The sequence below is a fragment of the Enterobacter sp. JBIWA003 genome, from assembly GCF_019968825.1.
In the GTDB taxonomy this organism is placed as follows: domain Bacteria; phylum Pseudomonadota; class Gammaproteobacteria; order Enterobacterales; family Enterobacteriaceae; genus Enterobacter; species Enterobacter quasiroggenkampii.
Window position 1 is genome coordinate 98,262 of the sequence record NZ_CP074171.1, and the last position, 20,463, is coordinate 118,724.

At 52.9% G+C, this 20,463-nt stretch carries 26 protein-coding genes and 3 pseudogenes; 24 read left to right on the forward strand and 5 right to left on the reverse strand.

Annotated features, from left to right (window positions below):
• The first annotated feature begins 218 nt into the window (after positions 1 to 218).
• The 16 genes and pseudogenes from ssb to KGP25_RS25020 all read left to right on the forward strand — a co-directional run bounded on the left by ssb (position 219) and on the right by KGP25_RS25020 (position 10,117).
• Positions 219 to 776, forward strand: a complete 558-nt coding sequence (gene ssb / locus KGP25_RS24945) for a single-stranded DNA-binding protein (protein ID WP_123061027.1) — start codon at positions 219 to 221, stop codon at positions 774 to 776.
• Between the two features lie 47 nt (positions 777 to 823).
• Complete coding sequence (locus KGP25_RS24950; protein WP_143345785.1) at positions 824 to 1,057, forward strand: DUF905 domain-containing protein; 234 nt, start codon at positions 824 to 826, stop codon at positions 1,055 to 1,057.
• A 75-nt stretch (positions 1,058 to 1,132) separates the two neighbouring features.
• On the forward strand, positions 1,133 to 3,142 hold the full coding sequence (locus KGP25_RS24955; RefSeq protein ID WP_223540703.1) for a ParB/RepB/Spo0J family partition protein: 2,010 nt from the start codon (positions 1,133 to 1,135) through the stop codon (positions 3,140 to 3,142).
• A gap of 42 nt (positions 3,143 to 3,184) precedes the next feature.
• Positions 3,185 to 3,616 carry a conjugation system SOS inhibitor PsiB gene (gene psiB, locus KGP25_RS24960; RefSeq protein ID WP_123061030.1) on the forward strand — a complete coding sequence of 144 codons (432 nt, stop codon included), beginning with the start codon at positions 3,185 to 3,187 and terminating at the stop codon, positions 3,614 to 3,616.
• Positions 3,613 to 4,341 (forward strand): plasmid SOS inhibition protein A, encoded by a 729-nt coding sequence (locus KGP25_RS24965; protein WP_123061031.1) that lies wholly within the window; start codon positions 3,613 to 3,615, stop codon positions 4,339 to 4,341. The genes psiB and KGP25_RS24965 overlap by 4 nt, the downstream gene beginning before the upstream one ends.
• A complete protein-coding gene (locus tag KGP25_RS24970) occupies positions 4,338 to 4,661 on the forward strand; it encodes a theronine dehydrogenase (protein ID WP_123061032.1) in 324 nt (107 codons plus the stop codon). The genes KGP25_RS24965 and KGP25_RS24970 overlap by 4 nt, the downstream gene beginning before the upstream one ends.
• Before the next feature lie 61 nt (positions 4,662 to 4,722).
• Entirely contained in the window at positions 4,723 to 5,097 is a 375-nt protein-coding gene (locus KGP25_RS24975) for a hypothetical protein (protein ID WP_123061033.1), read from the forward strand.
• 113 nt (positions 5,098 to 5,210) lie between these two features.
• A complete protein-coding gene (locus KGP25_RS24980; protein WP_123061034.1) occupies positions 5,211 to 5,519 on the forward strand; it encodes a hypothetical protein in 309 nt (102 codons plus the stop codon).
• Positions 5,520 to 5,673: 154 nt separating this feature from the next.
• Positions 5,674 to 5,823 (forward strand): annotated as a pseudogene (locus KGP25_RS24985) (DUF5431 family protein); the annotation flags it as partial.
• Positions 5,765 to 5,890: a type I toxin-antitoxin system Hok family toxin gene (locus KGP25_RS24990; RefSeq protein ID WP_223540704.1), complete on the forward strand. Its 126-nt coding sequence runs from the start codon at positions 5,765 to 5,767 to the stop codon at positions 5,888 to 5,890. The pseudogene KGP25_RS24985 and the gene KGP25_RS24990, both read left to right, overlap by 59 nt.
• A gap of 875 nt (positions 5,891 to 6,765) precedes the next feature.
• A complete protein-coding gene (locus tag KGP25_RS24995) occupies positions 6,766 to 7,161 on the forward strand; it encodes an ammonia monooxygenase (RefSeq protein WP_143345789.1) in 396 nt (131 codons plus the stop codon).
• A 61-nt stretch (positions 7,162 to 7,222) separates the two neighbouring features.
• Positions 7,223 to 7,516 (forward strand): hypothetical protein, encoded by a 294-nt coding sequence (locus KGP25_RS25000; RefSeq protein ID WP_223540705.1) that lies wholly within the window; start codon positions 7,223 to 7,225, stop codon positions 7,514 to 7,516.
• 46 nt (positions 7,517 to 7,562) lie between these two features.
• The gene (locus tag KGP25_RS25005) at positions 7,563 to 7,907 is read left to right on the forward strand and encodes a hypothetical protein (RefSeq protein ID WP_143345790.1); all 345 of its coding nucleotides are present in this window, start codon (positions 7,563 to 7,565) and stop codon (positions 7,905 to 7,907) included.
• Positions 7,908 to 8,046: 139 nt separating this feature from the next.
• Positions 8,047 to 8,259, forward strand: coding sequence for a hypothetical protein (locus KGP25_RS25010; RefSeq protein WP_143345843.1), 213 nt, complete (start codon positions 8,047 to 8,049; stop codon positions 8,257 to 8,259).
• Positions 8,260 to 8,301: 42 nt separating this feature from the next.
• The gene (locus tag KGP25_RS25015; RefSeq protein ID WP_143345791.1) at positions 8,302 to 9,132 is read left to right on the forward strand and encodes an N-6 DNA methylase; all 831 of its coding nucleotides are present in this window, start codon (positions 8,302 to 8,304) and stop codon (positions 9,130 to 9,132) included.
• Positions 9,133 to 9,598: 466 nt separating this feature from the next.
• Positions 9,599 to 10,117 carry an antirestriction protein gene (locus KGP25_RS25020; protein WP_223540708.1) on the forward strand — a complete coding sequence of 173 codons (519 nt, stop codon included), beginning with the start codon at positions 9,599 to 9,601 and terminating at the stop codon, positions 10,115 to 10,117.
• A gap of 11 nt (positions 10,118 to 10,128) precedes the next feature.
• Here KGP25_RS25020 and KGP25_RS25025 read toward each other — a convergent pair whose 3' ends face one another.
• Positions 10,129 to 10,584, reverse strand: a complete 456-nt coding sequence (locus tag KGP25_RS25025; protein ID WP_143345793.1) for a transglycosylase SLT domain-containing protein — start codon at positions 10,582 to 10,584, stop codon at positions 10,129 to 10,131.
• A gap of 467 nt (positions 10,585 to 11,051) precedes the next feature.
• On the opposite strand from KGP25_RS25025, the gene traM reads away from it, so the two are divergent.
• Positions 11,052 to 11,426: a conjugal transfer relaxosome DNA-binding protein TraM gene (gene traM, locus KGP25_RS25030; protein WP_123061042.1), complete on the forward strand. Its 375-nt coding sequence runs from the start codon at positions 11,052 to 11,054 to the stop codon at positions 11,424 to 11,426.
• Between the two features lie 436 nt (positions 11,427 to 11,862).
• Here the strand turns inward: traM and KGP25_RS25035 are convergent.
• Both KGP25_RS25035 and KGP25_RS25040 read right to left on the reverse strand, forming a co-directional pair.
• Positions 11,863 to 13,208, reverse strand: a protein-coding gene (locus KGP25_RS25035) for an IS3 family transposase (protein ID WP_123060779.1) whose coding sequence is annotated in 2 segments (ribosomal slippage) — positions 11,863 to 12,723 and positions 12,726 to 13,208 — 1,344 coding nt in all. Because the reading frame shifts where the segments join, the coding sequence is not laid out codon by codon here.
• A 480-nt stretch (positions 13,209 to 13,688) separates the two neighbouring features.
• A complete protein-coding gene (locus KGP25_RS25040) occupies positions 13,689 to 13,934 on the reverse strand; it encodes a hypothetical protein (RefSeq protein ID WP_123061044.1) in 246 nt (81 codons plus the stop codon).
• A 241-nt stretch (positions 13,935 to 14,175) separates the two neighbouring features.
• Between KGP25_RS25040 and KGP25_RS25045 the strand changes: the two genes are divergently transcribed.
• The 4 genes from KGP25_RS25045 to KGP25_RS25060 all read left to right on the forward strand — a co-directional run bounded on the left by KGP25_RS25045 (position 14,176) and on the right by KGP25_RS25060 (position 15,310).
• Positions 14,176 to 14,421, forward strand: a complete 246-nt coding sequence (locus KGP25_RS25045) for a type II toxin-antitoxin system Phd/YefM family antitoxin (protein WP_103061436.1) — start codon at positions 14,176 to 14,178, stop codon at positions 14,419 to 14,421.
• Positions 14,402 to 14,677 carry a Txe/YoeB family addiction module toxin gene (locus tag KGP25_RS25050; protein WP_123061045.1) on the forward strand — a complete coding sequence of 92 codons (276 nt, stop codon included), beginning with the start codon at positions 14,402 to 14,404 and terminating at the stop codon, positions 14,675 to 14,677. The genes KGP25_RS25045 and KGP25_RS25050 overlap by 20 nt, the downstream gene beginning before the upstream one ends.
• 112 nt (positions 14,678 to 14,789) lie before the next feature.
• Positions 14,790 to 14,996, forward strand: coding sequence for a hypothetical protein (locus tag KGP25_RS25055; protein ID WP_123061046.1), 207 nt, complete (start codon positions 14,790 to 14,792; stop codon positions 14,994 to 14,996).
• A complete protein-coding gene (locus KGP25_RS25060; RefSeq protein WP_223540614.1) occupies positions 14,993 to 15,310 on the forward strand; it encodes a hypothetical protein in 318 nt (105 codons plus the stop codon). The genes KGP25_RS25055 and KGP25_RS25060 overlap by 4 nt, the downstream gene beginning before the upstream one ends.
• Positions 15,311 to 15,383: 73 nt before the next feature.
• On the opposite strand, the pseudogene KGP25_RS25065 reads toward KGP25_RS25060, so the two are convergent.
• Positions 15,384 to 16,516, reverse strand: a pseudogene (locus KGP25_RS25065) (IS3 family transposase).
• Between the two features lie 61 nt (positions 16,517 to 16,577).
• Between KGP25_RS25065 and KGP25_RS25070 the strand changes: the two are divergent.
• From KGP25_RS25070 to KGP25_RS25080, 3 genes and pseudogenes are all read left to right on the forward strand, one after another.
• Positions 16,578 to 17,097, forward strand: a pseudogene (locus KGP25_RS25070) (IS3 family transposase); the annotation flags it as partial.
• Between the two features lie 380 nt (positions 17,098 to 17,477).
• The gene (locus KGP25_RS25075) at positions 17,478 to 18,050 is read left to right on the forward strand and encodes a hypothetical protein (protein ID WP_123061076.1); all 573 of its coding nucleotides are present in this window, start codon (positions 17,478 to 17,480) and stop codon (positions 18,048 to 18,050) included.
• Positions 18,051 to 18,087: 37 nt separating this feature from the next.
• The gene (locus tag KGP25_RS25080) at positions 18,088 to 18,603 is read left to right on the forward strand and encodes a hypothetical protein (protein ID WP_223540615.1); all 516 of its coding nucleotides are present in this window, start codon (positions 18,088 to 18,090) and stop codon (positions 18,601 to 18,603) included.
• A gap of 282 nt (positions 18,604 to 18,885) precedes the next feature.
• On the opposite strand, the gene KGP25_RS25085 is transcribed toward KGP25_RS25080, so the two are convergent.
• Positions 18,886 to 20,424, reverse strand: a complete 1,539-nt coding sequence (locus KGP25_RS25085) for an IS66 family transposase (RefSeq protein WP_223540616.1) — start codon at positions 20,422 to 20,424, stop codon at positions 18,886 to 18,888.
• Positions 20,425 to 20,463: the final 39 nt, after the last annotated feature.

The following is a 20,463-nucleotide window of genomic DNA, read 5'->3' on the forward strand; positions in this document are numbered from 1 at the left end:
GTCAGCTGTCCAGGGTAAATGGCACGCGGTAAACCGCGCCCTGGACATCCGCCATCGCCCGTGCTGGTTTACGCCCCTGCGGCGAACGGCTCTCAAACGGGTGAAGGTAACAACCAGGGGGCGCGTTCAGCAGGTCCCCGCAAAACGTCAAAACCGCGGCCCCGGCAACTCAACGGGTGATGGTTTTAAGGGCAACACAACCGGAAGGAAAATTCATCATGACAGTACGCGGAATCAACAAAGTCATCATCGTGGGCAATCTGGGGCAGGACCCTGAAGTCCGTTACATGCCTGGGGGCGGTGCGGTGGCTAATCTCAGCCTCGCCACCTCTGAGTCCTGGCGCGATAAGCAGACCGGAGAGATGCGCGAAAACACCGAATGGCACCGTGTCGTGCTGTTCGGCAAGCTCGCGGAAGTGGCGGGGGAGTATCTGCGCAAGGGTGCTCAGGTGTATGTCGAAGGCCAGCTGCGTACCCGTAACTGGCAGGACGACAATGACGTGACCCGTTACGTCACCGAAATCGTGGTCGGGCAGAACGGCACCATGCAGATGCTCGGCGGGCGTCGTGACGGCGGTCAGGCTCAGAGTGCCGCACCGCAGCAGCCCGCACAACCGCAGAACTCTGGCGCTGCGGCACAACCTGCTGGCACTGCTGATAAATCCCCTAAAGCGAAGGGCGGCAGAAAAGGCCGTCAGAGCGCCGCGCCGTCTCAGGAGGCTCCGCAGCCGCTACCGGACGACTATCCGCCGATGGATGATGATGCCCCGTTCTAGAAACCTGATGAACACGCCCCGCAACTGTCGGGGCTGAAGGAGAAAACATGAGCATTTATAACGCCGGACCGTTACCCGATGACACCTTCACCCGCGAACAGGCCGAAGCCGTGGCGGCGGAGTTTGCGAATGTCGCGATTGAGGACGACCAGGGGACGCACTTTCGCCTCGTTGTCCGTAAGGATGGCGAGATGGTCTGGCGCGCATGGAATTTTGAAGCGGATGCCGGGAAATGGCTAAACCATTACATCGAACGTTACGGTATCCGTAAAACGAAGTAAGCAGTAAGAGGTGCCCTGCCGGAGACGTCCCTCCGCAGGGCCGGACAATCATCAATAACACTCGAGGTATTAACTATGTCAGTAACCGAGTCTAAAGCAAAAGCACCCAAAAAAACCAGCACTAAAAAAATCACGAAGGCGCAGGAAGATGCCCTGAAAGCCGCCCTTGAGGCCGCTGTCATCGAGTATGTTCCGCTGTCCGATCTCGTTAAATCACCTTTTAACGTGCGCACTATCCCGTATTCCGTGGACAGCGTTCGCGGTCTTGCCGACTCCATTGAGGCGCTCGGACTGCTGCAGAACCTGATTGTTCACACTCTCTCGGACGGTAAATACGGCGTAGCCGCAGGTGGCCGCCGACTCACCGCCATGCAGCTTCTGGCAGAAGAAAACCGTCTCCCGTCCGGTTACACCGTTGCCGTGAAGCGCGTCTCAGACGACATTGCTGCCCTTGCCTCCGTCGCGGAGAACGAGCAGCGTGCTGCCATGCATCCTGCCGAGCAGATCGCGGGTTTCCGCACCTTAGCAGTGCAGGGCAAAAGCCCTGCGCAGATTGGTGATGCGCTCGGCTTCGGCACCCGCCACGTGCAGCGCATGCTGAAGCTGGCAAATCTTGCGCCTGCCCTGATGGATAAGCTCGCGCAGGACGAACTGACCGTTGAGCAGTGTCAGGCGCTCTGTCTCGAGGACGATCCTGCCCGTCAGGTTGAGGTATTCGAAAGTGTAAAAGCCAGTTGGTCGAATGCCCCCGCGCACCTGATTAAACGCGCCATTACCGAAACCGAGATACGCACCGACAACACAAAATTCCGTTTTATCGGGCGCGATGCCTACGAGGCGGCAGGGGGTTACGTCCGTGAAGATCTGTTCAGCCAGGGCGAGGGCGACGGCACGGCAGACAGCGTGCTGGTTGAGCGTCTGGTGCAGGAGAAGCTGGAGCGTATCGCACTGGACATTCAGCAGCGTGAGGGCTGGGCATGGAGTCGCGGACGCGCAGCCCGTATCTGGTACCACGGCGAAGACGGTAAAGAGTTCGTTCAGCCTGTTGAACCCGATCCGGTGTACACCCCTGAGCAGCAGCAGCGTCTTGATGCGCTGCGGGAGCAGTACGACGCATATGACAGCGTTTGCGACGAGTCGGATGCGATCGAAGCGGACATCCTCGCCATTCAGGAGGCGGCAGAAGTCAGCGCGTGGACTGACGACATGAAGTCCGGCGCGGGGGTGATGGTCAGCCTGTACGAAGGGCAGGTGTACGTGCAGCGCGGTGTGCGCCTGAAAGCAGATATGCCGGAAGAGACCGAATCTGGCAGCGTAACGGTGCCGTTCACCTCACGCCAGCCCGACGTCGCAGAGGGGATCAGCGTCCCGCTGCTCACGAAAATGACCTCCGAGCGTACGCTGGCATTACAGGCGGCGCTGATGCAGCAGCCCGAAAAGGCGGTGGCGCTGATGGTCTGGCGCATGTGTACCTGCGTCTTTTCCGGCTGTCTGACCACGACGCACCCGTTCCGCATCAGCCTGACGGTCTCACACAGCAGCCTGACGGAAAATGCCCCCTCAGGTAAGGGCGGCGCAGCGTTTGACCTCCTGATGACCGAGAAAGCACGTCTGAAAGCCCTGCTGCCGGAAGGCTGGGAGAAGGACTTCACCACCTTCTTTACCCTGAGCGGGGAGGCTCTCATGTCATTTATGGCCTTCTGCACCGCCTGTTCCGTTGACGGGGTTCAGACCCGCGATATGGGGCATACCTCCCGAAGTCCACTCGATGCGGTCGAGGCGGCAATCGGGTTCCACCTGCGCGACTGGTGGCAGCCGACGAAGGACAACTACTTCGGCAGCCTGAAACATCCGCAGATTGTCGCCTCCCTGAAAGAGGCGGGGCTGACGGGCGCGGCGGGTGACGCGGAGAAGATGAAGAAGGGCGACGCCGCAGCACATGCGGAGCACTTCATGCAGCACACCCGCTGGGTTCCGGCATGGCTGAAAGGACCTGAGCCAGCGCCTGAATCCGGTGCTGACGACGCTGTTTCAGATACCGACACCACTGACAACGATACCACCAACACGGCACACGCCGCCTGATAACGGAGCGCCGCCCTGCGGGGCGGCGATAAGGAGATTCGTATGCGCACTATTCTGACCCCCGATGTACTGAAAACGATGTCCTGTGATGAGTTTGAGGACTGGCGCGACAGCGGTGAGGACTACCGCCGCGAACTGACCCACGCCGTCATGCGTGACCTGTCCTGCCCTGAAAGCTGGGGCATGAACGGCGAGTACCGCAGCGAGTTCGGCGGCTTCTTCCCGGTGCAAATCCGCTTCACCCCTTCCCACGGGCAGTATCATCTTGCCGTATGCAGTCCCGGTGGCATCAGTCCCGTCTGGATGGTGGTGTTCGTTCCCGCCAGCGGTCGCCCGTTCTCCGTTATTCGTACCCTGAGCGACTACCAGCCGGAGTTTGTCAGCCACACCGTCAGCCTGACGGCGCGTCTCGATGCGGACGGATACAGTCAGGCCAGCATCATCAGCATTCTGGCAGCGGAGGGCGCGGTATGATCCCTTCACATCTCTCTCTGGTTCCCTTCAGCCCTGAGCGACGCGCCGCGATGGAAGCCATCGCCGAGGTTGAGCGCAGGCGGTCGCGCGGCGCGGTGTCCATGATGTACCCGTATGCCAGCGCCTTTTTCCGGCGGCTCACGGGCAGCTCGCGCATCACTCTCAGGGAAATCCATTATTTTGCGCCGGTGCTGACGGCGCGGGAGCTGCGGGGCAGCAGGGACAGCTGGCTCAGTGCCATCGATGCCCTGATTGAAAGCCGCGGGACGTGTTGCTGGCTGCCGCTTCCTGTCGGTGCCGGTCAGCGCCTCTTTCCGGAGGTGGCCTTTCAGCAGACCGAGCGGGTTCGCTGTCAGGACGCCCTGCGGGATGAAAAATACACCCGCCAGCGCCGTAAGGAAGCGTGCCAGCACGAAACAGCGTATCAGGCGCTGGCAGGGCAGGCGGAGATTGAGCTGGCATTCCATACCCCGCAAACGGTCAGCAGCTGGAGCGCACGCTGGTCGGGGACTGAACTGTGCCAGTTCGACCTGGAGGAGATGTTCTGGCGCTGGAGCGAGCGTTTCCCGTCGCTGGAGCCAATGGAGCGCTGGATGACGGAGAACCAGCCGTTCTGGACGGTGATGGCCGAAACGGATGCGCTGGCGCGGGAAAGCACTGAGTCTGTCAGGCAGCTGGAGCGCTGGATGGTTCCGAACAAGCTGACAGCACGGAGCCGTGTATGAAGTGGCGTTACTCACTGCGCTGGAAGCGTCCCTTTCCCTGCCCCGGTGAACCAGAGCTGGCGTCAGAAGTGGTGGAGGCAGGGAAGCCCGCCCCTGAATCGGTGATGGCTCTCTGGGTGGCGGGAGCAGGGTATGCGGTGTGTGTCGATTTTCTGGATGAAAGGCAGATAAGACGCTGGAGTGATGAACGAAAAGCGGCTGCCCGTCGGCGGAATCTGGAACGTCGCGTGAACCGGATTGCGCCGCTGTTTGCTGATGAACTCATTGAGCGGGAAATGATGACACGGCCTGAGTATTTTCGGGGAAAGTCGCCTCATTGAGTATGATATTTTACTTTGCCGGAAACAGGGTCGGCAGGGTATTAAAAAGGATAATTTACAGATGAGATACTGGATACTGGTCACGCTGTTAAATGGCCTGTTAACGATGATCATAGACTTCGGTGCGCCGGAGATGTTCGGAAGCAAGGCTTACTATATCGGGGGGGCAATCTGTGCCCTGGTCTCGATGGTTATCACCTGGCACGATCCGCCTGGTAAGCTGGACAACGTGCTTTTCTTTCTTTTTAAATTGGGAGTTCTGGCTGCGGGGCTGGCATTTTTTGTCTGGGGGGTTGGATACGGACTGGCAATCTGGGGGGATCACAATCCGGATGAACTGGTCAGTAGCGCTTTCGATATCCTAATTCCAGACATGGCTCTGCTGGCAGGGATTGTCATTCTGTGTGGTATCCTGGTACATATCAGGAACCGTTAACCTGAATGTTGCCAGGATAATGCAGTGCCCTATTCTGCCAGAATGCTGATGATGCTGGCCTGGCTAATGAACTGGCTGGTATCACCGAAACTCACCCGGAATGGAAATCAGTTATGACAGAAGTTCAGTATGCCTTTACTCATTTTTTGCGAATGTTTGTTTTAATAGCCGTAATTAGCGCAGGATATGGATATCTCATCATCAGTGTTGTTATGACCCGGAAGCGGGCATTTATTCTTCAGTTTTTGTCTCTTGCCGGACTCGGTGCGTTATTTTCATTCCTGGTGTTCAGGAGTGACGGTATGTGGTCAGGTGCTCCTGAAGTGTCTCAGGCGATACTCATCGGGATGTTTACTGCAACGGTCATTTTTTACATGTTCTGCCTGCTTATTCGTGCCGTTGGTTGGCTCATAGCTCGATGATATTCCTGGTCAGAAAGAGCATCTGCCCGGTATAATCGACGTGGCGCTTGAGGCTTTTTGCCTCATGACGTGAAGGTGGTTTGTTACCGTGTTGTGCGGCAGAAAGCAAAAAGCCCCGTAGTTAATTTTCATTAACCCACGAGGCTTAGTCTGTATGCCTGAACAACATCAGATTAGCCGCTTACCTGCCGAAAGGCAAGGAGAAGTCAGCTATGAAACTGCCACGAAGTACCCTGCTCTGGTGCGTGTTGATAGTGTGTCTCACACTGCTGATATTCACTTACCTGACCCGAAAATCGCTCTGCGAAATCCGGTACAGGGACACGAACAGGGAGGTGGCGGCTTTTATGGCCTACGAATCCGGTAAGTAAGCTACCTGGAGGCGGGGGAACCCCCCGCCTTTTCAGGTGCTGAGTTGCTCTGACATGCCTGAAGCGCCTTTATGAAGGGGTTACCGGTTAGATGGTAGCCCCTTTTTCCTTCCTGGCGCGACCGCACGCCTGAACTTCCGGGAAGGGCTGTTCCCCTCCGGGGAACAGGGGAAGGGGGACGCGCCTCCGGCGCTGCCCCTCTGCTCCCTCCGCCTTGTCCACACTCCAGCCTTTCCTGCCTGATTTGCTGAAGTCAGAGCGCCATGAGTTACCTGCCTGTACCTGGCTTCAGCATTGTTTTCCCTGTGTTCTTCATCCCGGGTGTCATATCCGGCGTCCTGCTGGTTAACTTTCTCAGCTGCAGCTCCGTGGCCATAAACCGAAAACAGGGCAGGGCGATGTCCCCCTTCGGCTCCCGGCCAGCGCTGCTGTCCGGTCGTCGAGCCCCACTCCGCCAGGGCGGCCGCTGACGCACCCGCCGGGCTCCGCCGAACCCCTTCGGGGTTCGTGCCATACGGCTAGGGTCTGATGGCGAAGGTCAGGGGCTGCGGCTTCTCCGGCCGTGCCGTCCGGAACGCCTTCACCGCGCCGGCTGATGCCGTCGCTTTAATGGCGCCACGCCGTTCCGACGTGTCGGGTGTGTGCATCCTGTTCTCCCGGTGAAGCTATCTCCCGTGCGTCCTCACGCGGAGGGCTATTCGTAGCACCGTCGGGTCGTCATCCGAAGGGTGAAATGCACTCCGCCAAAACTTTTTGCGGGGCGCAAAAACTTTTGTCTCCGCCCTTCTCCTGCCGCCCCGCCGTTGCTACTCGGCCCTTGCCGCGAGAGAACTCACCAGGGAGATGGACAACCATCACCACAGGAGAAAACCAGGATGCACACACGAAACGTCAACGTCAAAACCGCCGCTCAAGAATCTACCGGAAGATGGGGTACAGACCCGAAAGTCCGTCTGGCCTGTGTTATCGCAGAGCAAAAGTCATACCTGCTGGAGCTGTGTCAGGTCTGGAACCTGCAACTGTCAGAGGCCGACGAGGCGGAAGAAGTCTGCAACATCCTTTGCGCCATGAGCAAAAACGTCTGGGACGAGGGCGTGCTCAACTGGATGCGTGATAAGCCGCTGCTGTCGTTCCATGTCGTACAGCCGTGGTTACAGGCTCAGGCTCACGCCGTCCGGTTATACGGTGCAACGGGGATGGCGGCGTGGACGTATGCGAACAAGAGCCTGAAAAACTGCATGAACTTTGAATACGCCATGCTCGCAGAGTGAGTGCACTGGCCTGACTAAACACGGCGGCAGGGGATGCCGCCAGTTACATCGGAGAGACATCATGAGCATCAGCAACGGTAATGCGAACAGCACATTCAGCCTCGACGCATGGGAGAAAAGCGCGCTCAGCGGGCTTGAGAGCCTGCAAAACAAGGTCAGCAAAGCCCTGCTGAAGTACCAGAGCAACACCGATAAAACGGCGCTGGGTGAAGCGGCAAACAGCGGTATGGACGAGCTGAAAGCAACGGTTATGCGCATCGTTAAGGCAACACCTGCCATTCAGCAGAAAGTTGACGATATAGCCGACATGCTGAACCTGATGGCTCAATTTTCCGGCATCACGTTTGACGATTAACCACAGCGGCGACATTCAGGCGCCATAAACCAGAAGGAGATAAACCATGCACTTAAATCTGACCGAATCCTGCGCTGAAGCGGGTATTTACGCGACCAGTGAGGCAGAGCGTGAATACTGGCTGAGCCGCGAAAAATCGTATATCGCAGCGCCCGTCGAAATTGACGTTCACGCCTTCCATGATGCGCTGGGGCTGATGTACCCGATGAACTGGCGCAGCAGTGAGAACGGCGAGTGTGAAACCTTTATGCTGGCGGAGATGGTCTGCGGCAACGTGACCGAAATCTATGCGCGGATCGGTATCCGTTATTACCGGATGCGCGACTACAGCAGCCTTAACCACGCGGAGATCCTGGCCCGCGTTAAGGAGGAAATGCAGCGCCAGATATGAAAAAGGCAGACTTTCGTCTGCCATATCCCGCCGGATTTATTCGCCTGGGAACGATGAATCCGGCCTCAACTAAAAGGAAACATCTATGAATCATTTCAGAAGAGCGTCAATTGTTACACCGACCGCCCTGTATGTCCAGATGCTTGAGGCGGAAAACGCACCCGTAAAAAAACAGGTGCGCATTAAACGCAGTGATATCGACCGTGACGAAATCAGCGCCGAAATGCGGGCGCTGGGTCGTCACATAGCGCACTGCCGGAAGAAGAGGCGCGCCGTTCGTATTCCTGCCATGCGCGGGAGTGAGTGGGGGCAGGTGTTACGCACGCTCGAGATGAAGCGGGCATTTAACTGACGGAGGAGCCGCCCCGCAGGGGGCGGCATTTGAGGAGGAAATATGTCTCAACTCAGTTTTGCCTGTTTTTTTGACCAGGCGAAAGCGGCCGCACCCTTAACACCCGCGAAACCCGTATTGCCAGCCGTGAACGCGCCGACGATACCGCACCGGATGATGAGCACTGACGAAGCACGGCACCAGTTTATCAGCGTGTTCAGGGATACCGCCCGCCAGCTGCGCCGCTGGGAGGTGTTCAGCGACTTTATCACGCTGGCGGCCAGCGAGTTGGATATGGCGCGGATAAGAACGCCGGAGAACATTGAGCGCAGCCGTGAAATCTGTTCGAAGTACGGCGAGAGCGATATCAGCAATATGCATACGCTTTTCTGCCTTATGGTCTGCGCGCTGGAGGCGAAATTTCACGACTTTCTCGGTGCGATCTTCATGGAGCTTGAGCTGGGCGACGACCGGAACGGGCAATATTTCACGCCGTATCACGTCCAGTCACTGCTGGCGAGGCTGCTGATGCCGGACGTCGACGAAACGATACGCCGTGAGGGATTCGTGACCGTCAGCGATCCGGCAAGCGGTGCGGCGGGGATGATTGTGGCGTATGCGGAATATCTGCTGGAGGCGGGCTATAACCCGTCTGAGCACATGTTCGGTAGCTGCATCGATATTGATCCGATCGCGGCGGATATGGCCTTTATCCAGCTATCCCTGCTGGGTATTCCTGCTGAGGTGATCACGGGCAATACGCTGACGATGCAGCTTAACAGGGTCAGGTATACGCCGGTGTACTATATCAACAACTTTGAGAAGCGCCTGGAGGATCAGCGCCGAATTAATGCCATGCGCCAATTTATGCGATCCATGAATAAAGCTGCATAACTAGCCTGAAGGGCAGGGGAATACCCTGCCTTTCGTGGCATCAAAGGCCGCGCGCCTGCGGCGCAGAGTAATACCGGCAGCGCTACGCGCCGCCCATATTACTCCGTCGCGTGGGTTTCTCATTATTAGTTATGAAGACCTGTGATATTTCATCCGGCATACTGCTGTTTATCTTATCTGCTATTTATTCCTTGCGTTGAAAATAATAAATATTAGTCCGGGCGTCGTCCCTGAAGGGACACGGCACGTCGTGAACAGAGCCAGCAAGCTGTCTCTGCCCTTCGGGCGTCCATCCTGACGCAAATTCAAAATCACGCTTGCTGCATCCTGAAAGGATGCGCCGCTTTCACCGTGGCGGTAATAAATTACCGCCGCTCTGATGTCCGTAACGGTAATTCGTCTTGCGCCGATTTTACGTTCCGGGAGGTGTGCATTCTCCTTGTGTGACTATCTCCCGATTTCATCAATTCGCGGAGGGCTGCTTTTAGCATCAGCCGAACAATTTAAAATCGATGAACGCAAGCGCTACTGTGTTACAGATGGAGATGAACGTCTTGATTTTATTCCCGCGCTCTTTTTTACGCCTTCTGCTGATAACATGATTGCCAGCTGGTTACGTCAGCATTCAGATTATGATGGTGGTTTCTGGAATTACTGGATTATTCCGCAGGGTACTGGCGGAAACGTGGCTCCGAACTGTGTCAGGTTCACCACCGCACAAACAGGATATATCGCACCAGAAGGTGAACAGCGCTATAACATGGTTATTCCCGGTAATTACTTTGAGGCAGAAGTCAGTGCTGATGCAGCAGGAATTATTTCTACCCTGATGATAATGAACTGGCTATCATGGAAGGTGGTAGGTATGGGGCCGGAATATGCCACGGTCCTTAATCATCTCATCGCCCGTCAGGATGCGCTAAAGGATTATGTCAGCATTATTCAGCACCCGGAACGCGAACTGATATGGCGTGCTATTGATTAACAGCTGATGCGTCATTCAGGTGACGCATTTTTTTTGATTCCGTTATAAATAGCTCTGATTTCCTCTGCGTACTTCTGGCGTTTCCTCTCCTGCGCCTCCGTTTCACGAAAGCCTGCATTATAAGCTCCTACTGCCCTCCAGGAGTATCCCCAGCGCTTAAAAGCAATTGCGAGATAATAGGCACCCGTATAGATATTCATGCAGGGATCTCTGTAAAGATTACCAGCCGTGATCCCATACTGAGCCAGATGCGAAAAATTCTGCGAGTGTATTTGCATCATACCGACAGCGTAACTTTGATTGCTGACAACGTTCATTGCATCAGGGCGCCATGATGACTCTCTGAAAGAGATTGCACGCAATAAATCAGGTTCAATATGGTAATCCCTTCCCGCCATATCAAAACAGTCCTGAGCAATGGCTGGAGAGGTAACCACGAGTAATCCAGCGAGAAGAACGTTCTTCATCTGCAATATTCCATATCTGTCATATCCCATGTCTAGAGTGCCATTTCCGATAAAAAACGGCAATGCCGGAATATGCGGAATCCTGCCCGGCGGACAATTTTGTCTAAACCTGCTTCTTAACTTCAAAGTCCCACACCCGTCGCAAGATTGCATCTTGCCTGATTTTTCTTTGAAATCATGCTGTTATGGTTTTTTAAAGACTGCAAAGTCATTTGCATCATTGATGCATAGAGTATATATATACTCTATGCAGAGTATAATTAGAGTGCTTGATATACTCTTGTTATACTATGCATTTAAAATCAATTAGATAGATAGAGTGTACTCTAGGGTATACTCTGGTTTTTCGAGGGGGTGTACTCGTTACTATACTCTGCAAAAATAAATGATATACTCTGAACATACTATGGATAATTTTCCGAATTTATATTTTAATAAGATTCTAAATCTGTAAGGAAAAGCAAAGAATGCCACGGATACAAACATTTGTCAGTAATCAGGTCAGGGAAGAAATAGATGCGATTATTACTGAGCGCAGGCAGGAAGGAGCAACGGAGACTGATGCAACAGTTTCGTCAATAACTTCCATGTTAGTAGAGCTAGGGCTCAGAGTTTATCGTATTCAGAGAGAAAGGAAGGAAGGCGGTTTTAACCAGATGGAGTACAACAAGGTTATGCTGGACAGTTTGGTTAGAGTCAGGGCTATGTGTAGTGAAATTATGAGAATGAATATGCTTAGTGAGGAGTCTGTAGCTAGTGGTAAATTTGACGGACAAACTATTAAGCTATTTATTGATAAGGTTGCTAAAGAAAGCGTTGGTATTTTCTTTCCGGATGCGTAAGGTAATGTTTAGGGAATTCTGCGAGGGGTGTATTTAGATGCTATTTTAAAGAATTTGGTTTTATTGAGTCGTGAATGATGTGTTAGATGTTGTTGGGGTTTCGGGAGCAACGGAACAGTAAACACCGTTAAGCGGTCATTTTAAATAGCCAAAAATTAACCAGCCAATTTACATCGCATATTGCCATTTTTAGCCACCTCTTTTACGATAGCCAAATTAACTATACCCATCCTGGCCGTTTGCGGAGCAAAAGACGCAGTGGCTCTCAACAGATTGATTTACCTGTTATTGACCATTCAATTGAACCGCTTAACCGTCTTTTTGGTTCCACTACTCCCCAAACCCCAATAATTCTTTCAGGGTTCTTTTCGTCAGGATTGGGTTTCCATATTTAGATGTCCGTCTGTAATGATCTGCGCCCCAGATCTTGGACAACTTATGCAGCCTGACTCAATCGATATTGTACCGGACTAAGACCGCCAAGTTTTTCCTTTATCCTCAATTGGTTATAATAATCAATGTAATCGATAATGTCTCGCTTTAAGTCATCCACATTTTTATATTCATTGAGGTAATAACATTCTGATTTCAATGTTCCAAAAAAACTCTCTATCACTGCATTATCAAGGCAATTTCCCCGACGAGACATACTCTGGGCGATGCCACTATCTTTTAACCATCGTTGCCAGCGTGACATCTGATATTGCCAGCCTTGATCGCTGTGCAATATTGGGTGTTCGTCTTTCGGCAACTGTTTCAGCGCATCCGTGAGCATAGTCTGCACCATTGAAGGTAGAGGGCGGTTAGCGAGGTTATAAGCAATGATTTCGCCATTATAAAGATCCATGATGGGCGACAAATACAGCTTTTTGCCATTCACTTTAAACTCAGTGACATCTGTGACCCACTTCTCGTTGGGGCGTTCTGCGTCAAACTGGCGTTTCAGGAGATTATCGCAAATTCGTCCTTGTTCTCCTTTATATGAACGGTACTTTTTGACGCGAATCAGGCTGCTAATACCCAGTTCCTTCATGAGTTTTCTAACGGTTTTGCCATTAAGTAAAACCCCCTCGTTACGACATGCCAGCCTGATGCGTCTGTAACCATAGCGACCTTTGTGCTGGTGATAAATTTTCAGCACAAGCGCTCTGGCAGACTGGTATCGGTCCGGAGCCGCAAGACGTTTTACATGATAGTAAAATGTACTCCGGGGCAGCCCAGCAACGATTAACAATCGGGACAATGGCCATTCCTGCCTTAGTTCACTTACAATGCTCACTTTTTCCTGGGCGCTGAGCATGTTTTCTGCTGAACCAAGGCCTTCAGCTTTTTTAAGTAGGCATTCTCGACCCTGAGTTGTTCAAGTTCCTCTCGCTCAACATCGGTTAATGCTGGCTGTGGTGGGACTGGCGTGATGCTTTTATCTGGCACTGGGATGATCTTTTGATTTTTTCGGGTGAAAGCATCCTCGCCATGTTTTCTATATTTTTCAAGCCAGGTACATACAGTACCAAAGGCTGGTATCCCATGTTTTACCGCAGTTTCACGAACAGAGAAGCCATCATCCACAACTTCTTTTACTACCATAAGTTTGAAATCAGCAGAGTAGCGTCCCTTTTTACCCGTAAGCACACCGATCCCATGCTCCCGGTAGGCATAAGCCCATTTTCTTACCGTGCAAGGGCTTATGTCGTACATCCTGGCTACAGATTTCAGACTCAACTCATCTTCCAGATACTTCTCTGACACTTCCTTTTTGAATTCCAATGAAAATTTTGCCATGCGCCCTCAGTTTTTGATCTGGTGTCTAACTTTTGGGGCGCACTACATAACAGGTGGGCATCTAAGTTACCAGTACTTGCTTAATGGCTACATACGGCGCTGGCTTTACGCTTACGAATAACAGGACGATAAAAGCGGATAAATGTACTTCATGGGGCGTCCCCAAGAAACACCAGACAGTAGATGTATCTTAAAATAAGAGATAGGTTTAAACATATGTCTAATACTGGTTCTAATTTTGAGGTGATAGGAATACTGTTGGGGCTGGAGCTTCGTAAGCGTAAGACTACGCAGGAAAAGATTGCCATTCATCTTGCTGCATGGTCATGCAGACGGTTAAAATTTACCGGGCGCGTTTCCGGTGGTTTTTCGGTTTAACAGCCACGACTTTCGCCCGTCTGACCCCGGAAACGCTCTCATTCCGTTTTAGCTGTGCGCGCAAGAGGACGTTATGTTCAATGGTCTCCGTTTCCATCACCGTCACCGGCGACGCTGTGGCCGCCAGCTGAAGGTGTCTTCTGGTTCGAGACCCTGCGCCTGTGCCGCTTCCCGTTTTTTGTCCGCTTCCCGTTCAGCAAGAATGATTTTCAGTACCTGTTCCCGGATGCGGCGTCTTGTCTCCTGAGGCATCCTTACCCTGCCGTGTAATCCCATAGCCCTGACCTCAGCTGCAATCGCGTCTGCCAGGCGGCGGGATTCATATTCAGTCAGTTTCTGGCGTTTCATGGTGTCCTCCGCTGTGCTGCTTTCTTACATAACATCTTATGCCATATGGATACATTTTGGTTAAGTCCTGCCAGATGTATGATGGGGTGTTGGGGGTTGAGGCTCAGTGGAACAGTGACCGCCGTTAAGCGGCCAACAAAACACCAGCCAATTTACATAGTGAATTCGTCGTTATGGAATGCTAATGTGTACTTATTTGCGTACGTGTTATATACTAAGCCCAAAAATGGGAGCTAACAACATGCATGCAATCAATTTTACTGATGCCCGTAAACATTTTGCTGACACCATGAAGCGCGTCACTGATGATGCTGAACCTGTACGCGTCATGCGTCGTGACGCACCTGATATTGTTATGATCGATGCAGGAGAGTATGAGGCGCTAATCGAAACGGTCTATCTGTTCAGCAATCCGGCGAACGCCGCGCATATCAATGAGTCAATGAAACAGGCGGAGCGCGGCGAATTTGTCGAAGTGGAATATTAAGTTCACCAGGAACGGAGCTGATGACCTTAGCTACTGGCGTGATACTGACAAAAAGAAGTTTGAGCGTATCCGGCAGCTGTTGCGCAGCATCGAGGCTGATCCGCTGACAGGTATCGGAAAACCCGAACGGCTGCGGCACCACAAAGATCCGGCGCTCTATTCCCGCCGGATTGATCAGAGTCACCGTCTGGTCTATTCAATCAAGAGCGGAGAAATCATCATCTACGCAGCCCGTTATCACTATGGTGACAAATAGCAAAGCCAATAAAGCCCGTTTGATGCGGGCTTTATTCACATGGTTTTCTACGCCGGAATCCCAGAAAATTTCGTCACCAAACCTAAAGCTCCTCAGATTTGCATGGCGTTGAATGACGGGTTATGTGACAGGCTTCAGCATTAAAATCGTTGTCTTAATGATTGTCACTCAACTGGTCGTTTATGTGACAACCCTCGCCGTTACTGGTTTCGGAAAAATCCAGGTTTCCGGCGTAGAACCCCAACACGATGGCGATAAGTCCTTTTCAGGGACGGACGCGGCGGATGAACGTGCTGAACTCAGGGAGGGCGGAAAATGATTGTTCCCGTCGATGCAGAACGCGATGAACACGGATACTCGACGCATCCTGCGCTTGTCCGCAGCGGTTGTGAAACTCCGGGAGAACTTCGTTACTGGCTGAGAACCCACGGGCTGGCGTGCTTCGTGATGACCATGCGGGATGAGGCACCTGAGGCCTTTGCAGACGGATTCACTGATGAGGCACCGGATGCGCGGGGCTGGATACCCGAACCGCCGGACGATGACGGCTGGTTCCTGGGGTCAGTCCATGATACCTGCGACGGGCCGGTCTGCTACTGGTTCAGGAATAACGTAACGGGAGAGGGGATATGAGTCCGAATTCGAATATCTGGCGCCACAGGCGCAGGGGGCAATGTGATCTTACCCAGATAATGTGGACACCGCCCTAAGCGAGGTTCTGGTTTTCAAATTGTTCCGGGCTGAGTCCGCCACAGGCACTGTGACGACGCCACCGATTGTAATCACACTCGATATAATTGAACACCGCCGTTCGCATTAATTCCCGGCTGATAAAGCGCTCTCCATGGATACATTCCACCTTCAGCGAATGGAAGAAGCTTTCCGCGCAGGCATTGTCGTAACAACACCCTTTGGCGCTCATGCTCCCGCGTAGATTATGCCGTTTCAGCAATGCCTGATAATCCGCTGAACAATATTGCCCGCCACGATCCGTATGGACGATGACATTTTCCGGTCGCTTACGTCGCCACAGTGCCATCTGTAGCGCATCACACGCGAGTTGTGCCGTCATTCTTGGCGACATCGACCAGCCAATGACAGCCCTGGACCACAGGTCAATCACCACCGCCAGATACAGCCAGCCCTCATCCGTACGTACGTGATTTCACCAGCCCATTTCTGGTTCGGCCTGCTGGCGTAAAAATCCTGCTTCAGCAGGTTCTCTGATACCGGCAGACCATGCTTACGGTAGCTGACCGGCCTGAACTTACGCGCTGCTTTTGCACGAAGCCCCTGACGACGCAGGCTGGCGGCGATGGTTCTGATGTTGTACCGGGGCAATTTATCAGCCAGACGCGGTGCACCATACCGCTGTTTTGCATCACTGAACGCCTGCCGGACAGCGGCATCACAGACCAGACGGACTGCCGTCGCCGGTTAGTCTGATGACGGCGCAGACACCATGAATACCAGCCACTCCTGGCCACGCGCAGCACCCGGCACTGAACTCTGCCCGATGATTTTCGACAAAGACATACTTCATTTCAGGCGCTTCGCGAAGTATGTCGCGGCCTTTTGGAGAATGGCCAGCTCCTCGTCCCGTTCAGCCAGCAGGCGTTTAAGACGTGCAATTTCAACGGATTGCTGCTGCTCCCGCTCAGAGCCAGACAGGGCCTGCTGTTGTTTTTTACGCCAGGTATAAAGTTGAGATTCGTACAGACTGAGTTCACGGGCTGCGGCGGCTACACCAATGCGTTCAGCAAGCTTCAGGGCTTCCTGACGGAACTCGGGCGAGTGTTGTTTGCGGAGCTTGTTGCTGGTTGTGGCTGATTTGGTCATGAGTCACCTCTGGTTGAGAGTTTACTCACTTAGTCCCGTGTCCACTATTCGCGGGTAGGATCAGTTCGTGGCAGAGCATCCCACTCAGCTTTGGGTAGCAGACTTCACATACGTGAGTACCTGGCAGGGCTTCGCGTATGTGGCGTTCATCATCGACGTGTTCGCCGGAGCCATCGTGGGCTGGCGGGTGTCGTCATCGATGGAAACCACGTTCGTGCTGGATGCGCTGGAGCAGGCGCTGTGGGCCCACCGGCCATCAGGCACCATCCATCACAGCGACAAAGGTTCACAGTACGTGTCGCTGGCATACACACAGCGGTTGCAGGAGGCGGAGCTTCTGGCTTCAACGGGAAGTACGGGTGACTCTTATGATAACGCGATGGCCGAAAGCATCAACGGCCTGTACAAAGCGGAGGTGATACACAGGCAAAGCTGGAAAAGCCGTGCATGAGCTGGCGACGCTGGCGTGGGTGGACTGGTACAACAATCGCCGGTTTCTGGAAAGGCTGGGGCATATCCCACCGGCAGAAGCCGAACATGCATATTATACTTCCATCGGGAATAAGGATCTGGCAGCCTGAGTTCCCAACCAAAATACTCTCCCGGAAAACCGGGGCGGTTCAGTCTGGTTAACTCGACCAGAACAGCCCCCAATAATGGCGGGATGCAGGTTATACAGGTACCGGACAGAATTGGGGGGCGGGCTGAAGGGCTTTACTCACTGCTGAAAAGCTGTGGCTGGCAGGCCGTCTGCCACACGAGCACTGGATCCTGATGTCCGTCAGCGCCTGCTGAACTGTCTTAACGGGTGTAAAGTAATATATGAGGGACACGTGCTTTTGAAGCATAAGCACACTATCTTAAATTTAGTTGCGCTTGAACTGTACGGTTTTTTCGGGAGTCTAAACTCTCAGTGAAAGGAGGCCCAAAATGACAGTTATATTAGCGAAGGAGAAATTATGTGAAAAAGATAATCATCTACTTTTCAGGCGTTTTTGTATTTCTACAGATCTCCCTTGTTGGAGCAAATCCTCAGGACAGGGCTCATGAAACGGTTGAGCGCTTTCTGAAGTGGGAAAGGAATATTAAACCAAGCGGTATCTATCGTGAAAAACTAGGTGGCGAACTTCCTTCACTGATTTCACCGGAATTGCTGTGCCTGCTGGAGAGTGTATCTGATTTACGGGAACGTGCTATCCGGGAAGCTCCTGGCGAGAAACCTCCTTTTGTGGAAGGAAATCCATTTCTGCCTAATGCATGGGAGCGACCGCAGAGTTCAGAGATTATTTCTTCTGTTATGATTCCCGGCACTAAAAGGAGCATTGTGAGGGTACTCTTTGACTATGGGTCCGGCACTGTCTTTACCGGGACTTTCAAGGTTAATGATGGCACTCAGGGGACAAAGATTTCTGACGTGGACGCGGGTGGTTCCTGTGATTTCTGCCAGCGTGGAAGTTTACGCAAAGAACTCTATAATTCACTTCATATATATGCAGGGGTTAAGGCTTCACACTGTAAAGATCTTACAAGATGAAATCACCCAAGAGTTATTGTTATAATGTTATTAGGGGATGGCGGATTTATATGAATTTAAAAAAAACACTTTGCTTAAGTTTATTGTATTATATTTATTATTTCCATTAAATAGTTATGCCACTGATATTTCGGAGCGTTGCCTTATTTACGATAACTCTATCGGTCAGGTAAAGTTAAATACAAAAATTGTTGATTACCTAAAAGTTAAGGAGATTTCGTACGCCAAGGAAAAGAATGTAGATGGCATTTTTATATGGCATCTAAATGTGAACAAATTTTACAGCTTAGATGCCATAGTGAATTCAGCTGGTAGAATAATATATATCGAAACGTTTGATGTGCGGTGTAAAAATAAATGGGGAATTCATCCCAGCATGACGCTAACGAGAGCAGGGGAAATTATGGGGGGAATTGAAAAAACATACAGTACTGAAATTGAAATGAGGCAGTATGCCATTTTCAAAAACAGGTCTCTCCAGATATTCAGGGTAAAGGCTAATTCTGAATATACTGTAGACAGTATACTTTCAATAGGCATATCTTCGAAGTAAGCGCCCCGTCAGCGACGTCTGTCGACGAACCTTTAATCCGGCGATGATAGTGTTAGCGCCAATGATATAAGACTGTCATTTGCCATTTGAGTTGTCCGCTCCACCCAACATGTTGTTTCCTTGAGGTTCTCACACCAGAAAGGACATCGACATGCTGAGCAGAGAGGACTTTTACATGATAAAGCAAATGCGTAAGCAAGGGGCGTACATTATCGATATTGCGACTCAGGTTGGTTGCTCTGAGCGTAAGCGTCAAGCGAGAACCGTATTGACGGGGACGGGTTATTCAGTTGACAGTGCTGCGCGCCAGGGGAGCAGTTCACTCACCCGACTGACCGGCCAGTCAGCTATGACGTCAAGGACATGGCGAAGGTAGCGTTCTGGATCCACGCCGTTCAGTCTGCATGTCCCGACCAGACTGTACAGCAACGCTCCACGCTCACCTCCGTGGTCTGAGCCGAAGAACAACCAGTTTTTACGACCCAGGCTGACCATCCGTAGGGCATTTTCAGCGATGTTGTTATCTGCTTCGGCCCAGCCGTCCTCTGCATAGTACGCCAGTGCCGGCCACTGGTTCAGGGCGTACGTGAAGGCCTTCGCCAGCTCCGAGTGTCGCGATAGCGTTTTCATCTTTTCACGCAGCCAGCTCTCCAGGGATTTCAGCAGCGGTTTCGTTTTCCGCTCACGTTCAGCAAGGCGCTGGTCCGCCGGCATTCCCCTTATCTCCGCCTCAACGGTATACAGCTCGCCGATACGCTTCAGGGCTTCATCCGTCAGCGCCGACGGCGTACGGACGTGCACATCGTGGATTTTACGGCGGGTGTGAGCCCAACAAGCCGCTTCCGTTATCCGGCCATCGCGGTACAGTTCGTTGAACCCGGCGTAAGCATCTGCCTGCAGCACACCGCTGAAGCCGGCAAGATGAGTCTGCGGGTGGATGCCTTTTCTGTCGGGACTGTACGCGAACCACACCGCCGGTGGCAACGCTGACCCGGCGTTGCGGTCATCACGAACGTATGTCCACAACCGCCCGGTCTTCGTCTTCTTATTACCCGGCAGCAGCACCTGCACGGGGGTATCATCGGCATGGAGTTTGCCGTCGGTAACTACATAGTGCTGAAGCGCCTCTTCCAGCGGTGACAGCAGTCGGCAGCATGCGTCCACCCAGCCCGACAGCAGTGAACGGCTCAGCTCCACACCCTGGCGGTTGTATATTTCTGACTGGCGATACAGCGGGGTATGCTCTGCATACTTTGAGGTCAGCACGCGGGCCAGCAGCCCCGGTCCTGCTATACCCCGCTCGATGGGCCGCGAAGGCGCGGGAGCCTGCACTATGGCATCGCACTGAGTACAGGCATGCTTTTCACGTACTGTCCGGATAACCCGGAAGGCGCTTCGCATCAGTTCCAGCTGTTCAGCGGCATCCTCACCCAGGTAGCTCAGCGTACCACCACATTTCGGGCAGCATGACGCTGCTGGCAGCAGCCGTTTTTCGTCACGGGGAAGTGATTCAGGGAACGGTTTGCGGGTACGGGTCTGCCGCAGCGGGCGTTGCACGGCCGGGTCATCCACCCGACCGGTAAGGGTATCGCTTTCTTTCTGTAACTGGTTAAGGTCGGCTTCCATCTGCGCGATACGGCGGGAGACTTTTTCGGAGCGGCTGCCGAAGTTCATTCGGCGCAGCTTATCCAGTTGCGCCTGCAGGTGATCTATTTCGCGTTCACGCTCGTTCAGCTTTTCCAGCAGGGCACGATTCAGCGCTTCCTGTTCGGCAAGAAGACGTTTCAGTTCGTCGATATTGTCAGGATGTGAGCTGTTCATGCCGGGTATATTACCAGGCTCATTCAGCGTCGACCAGGA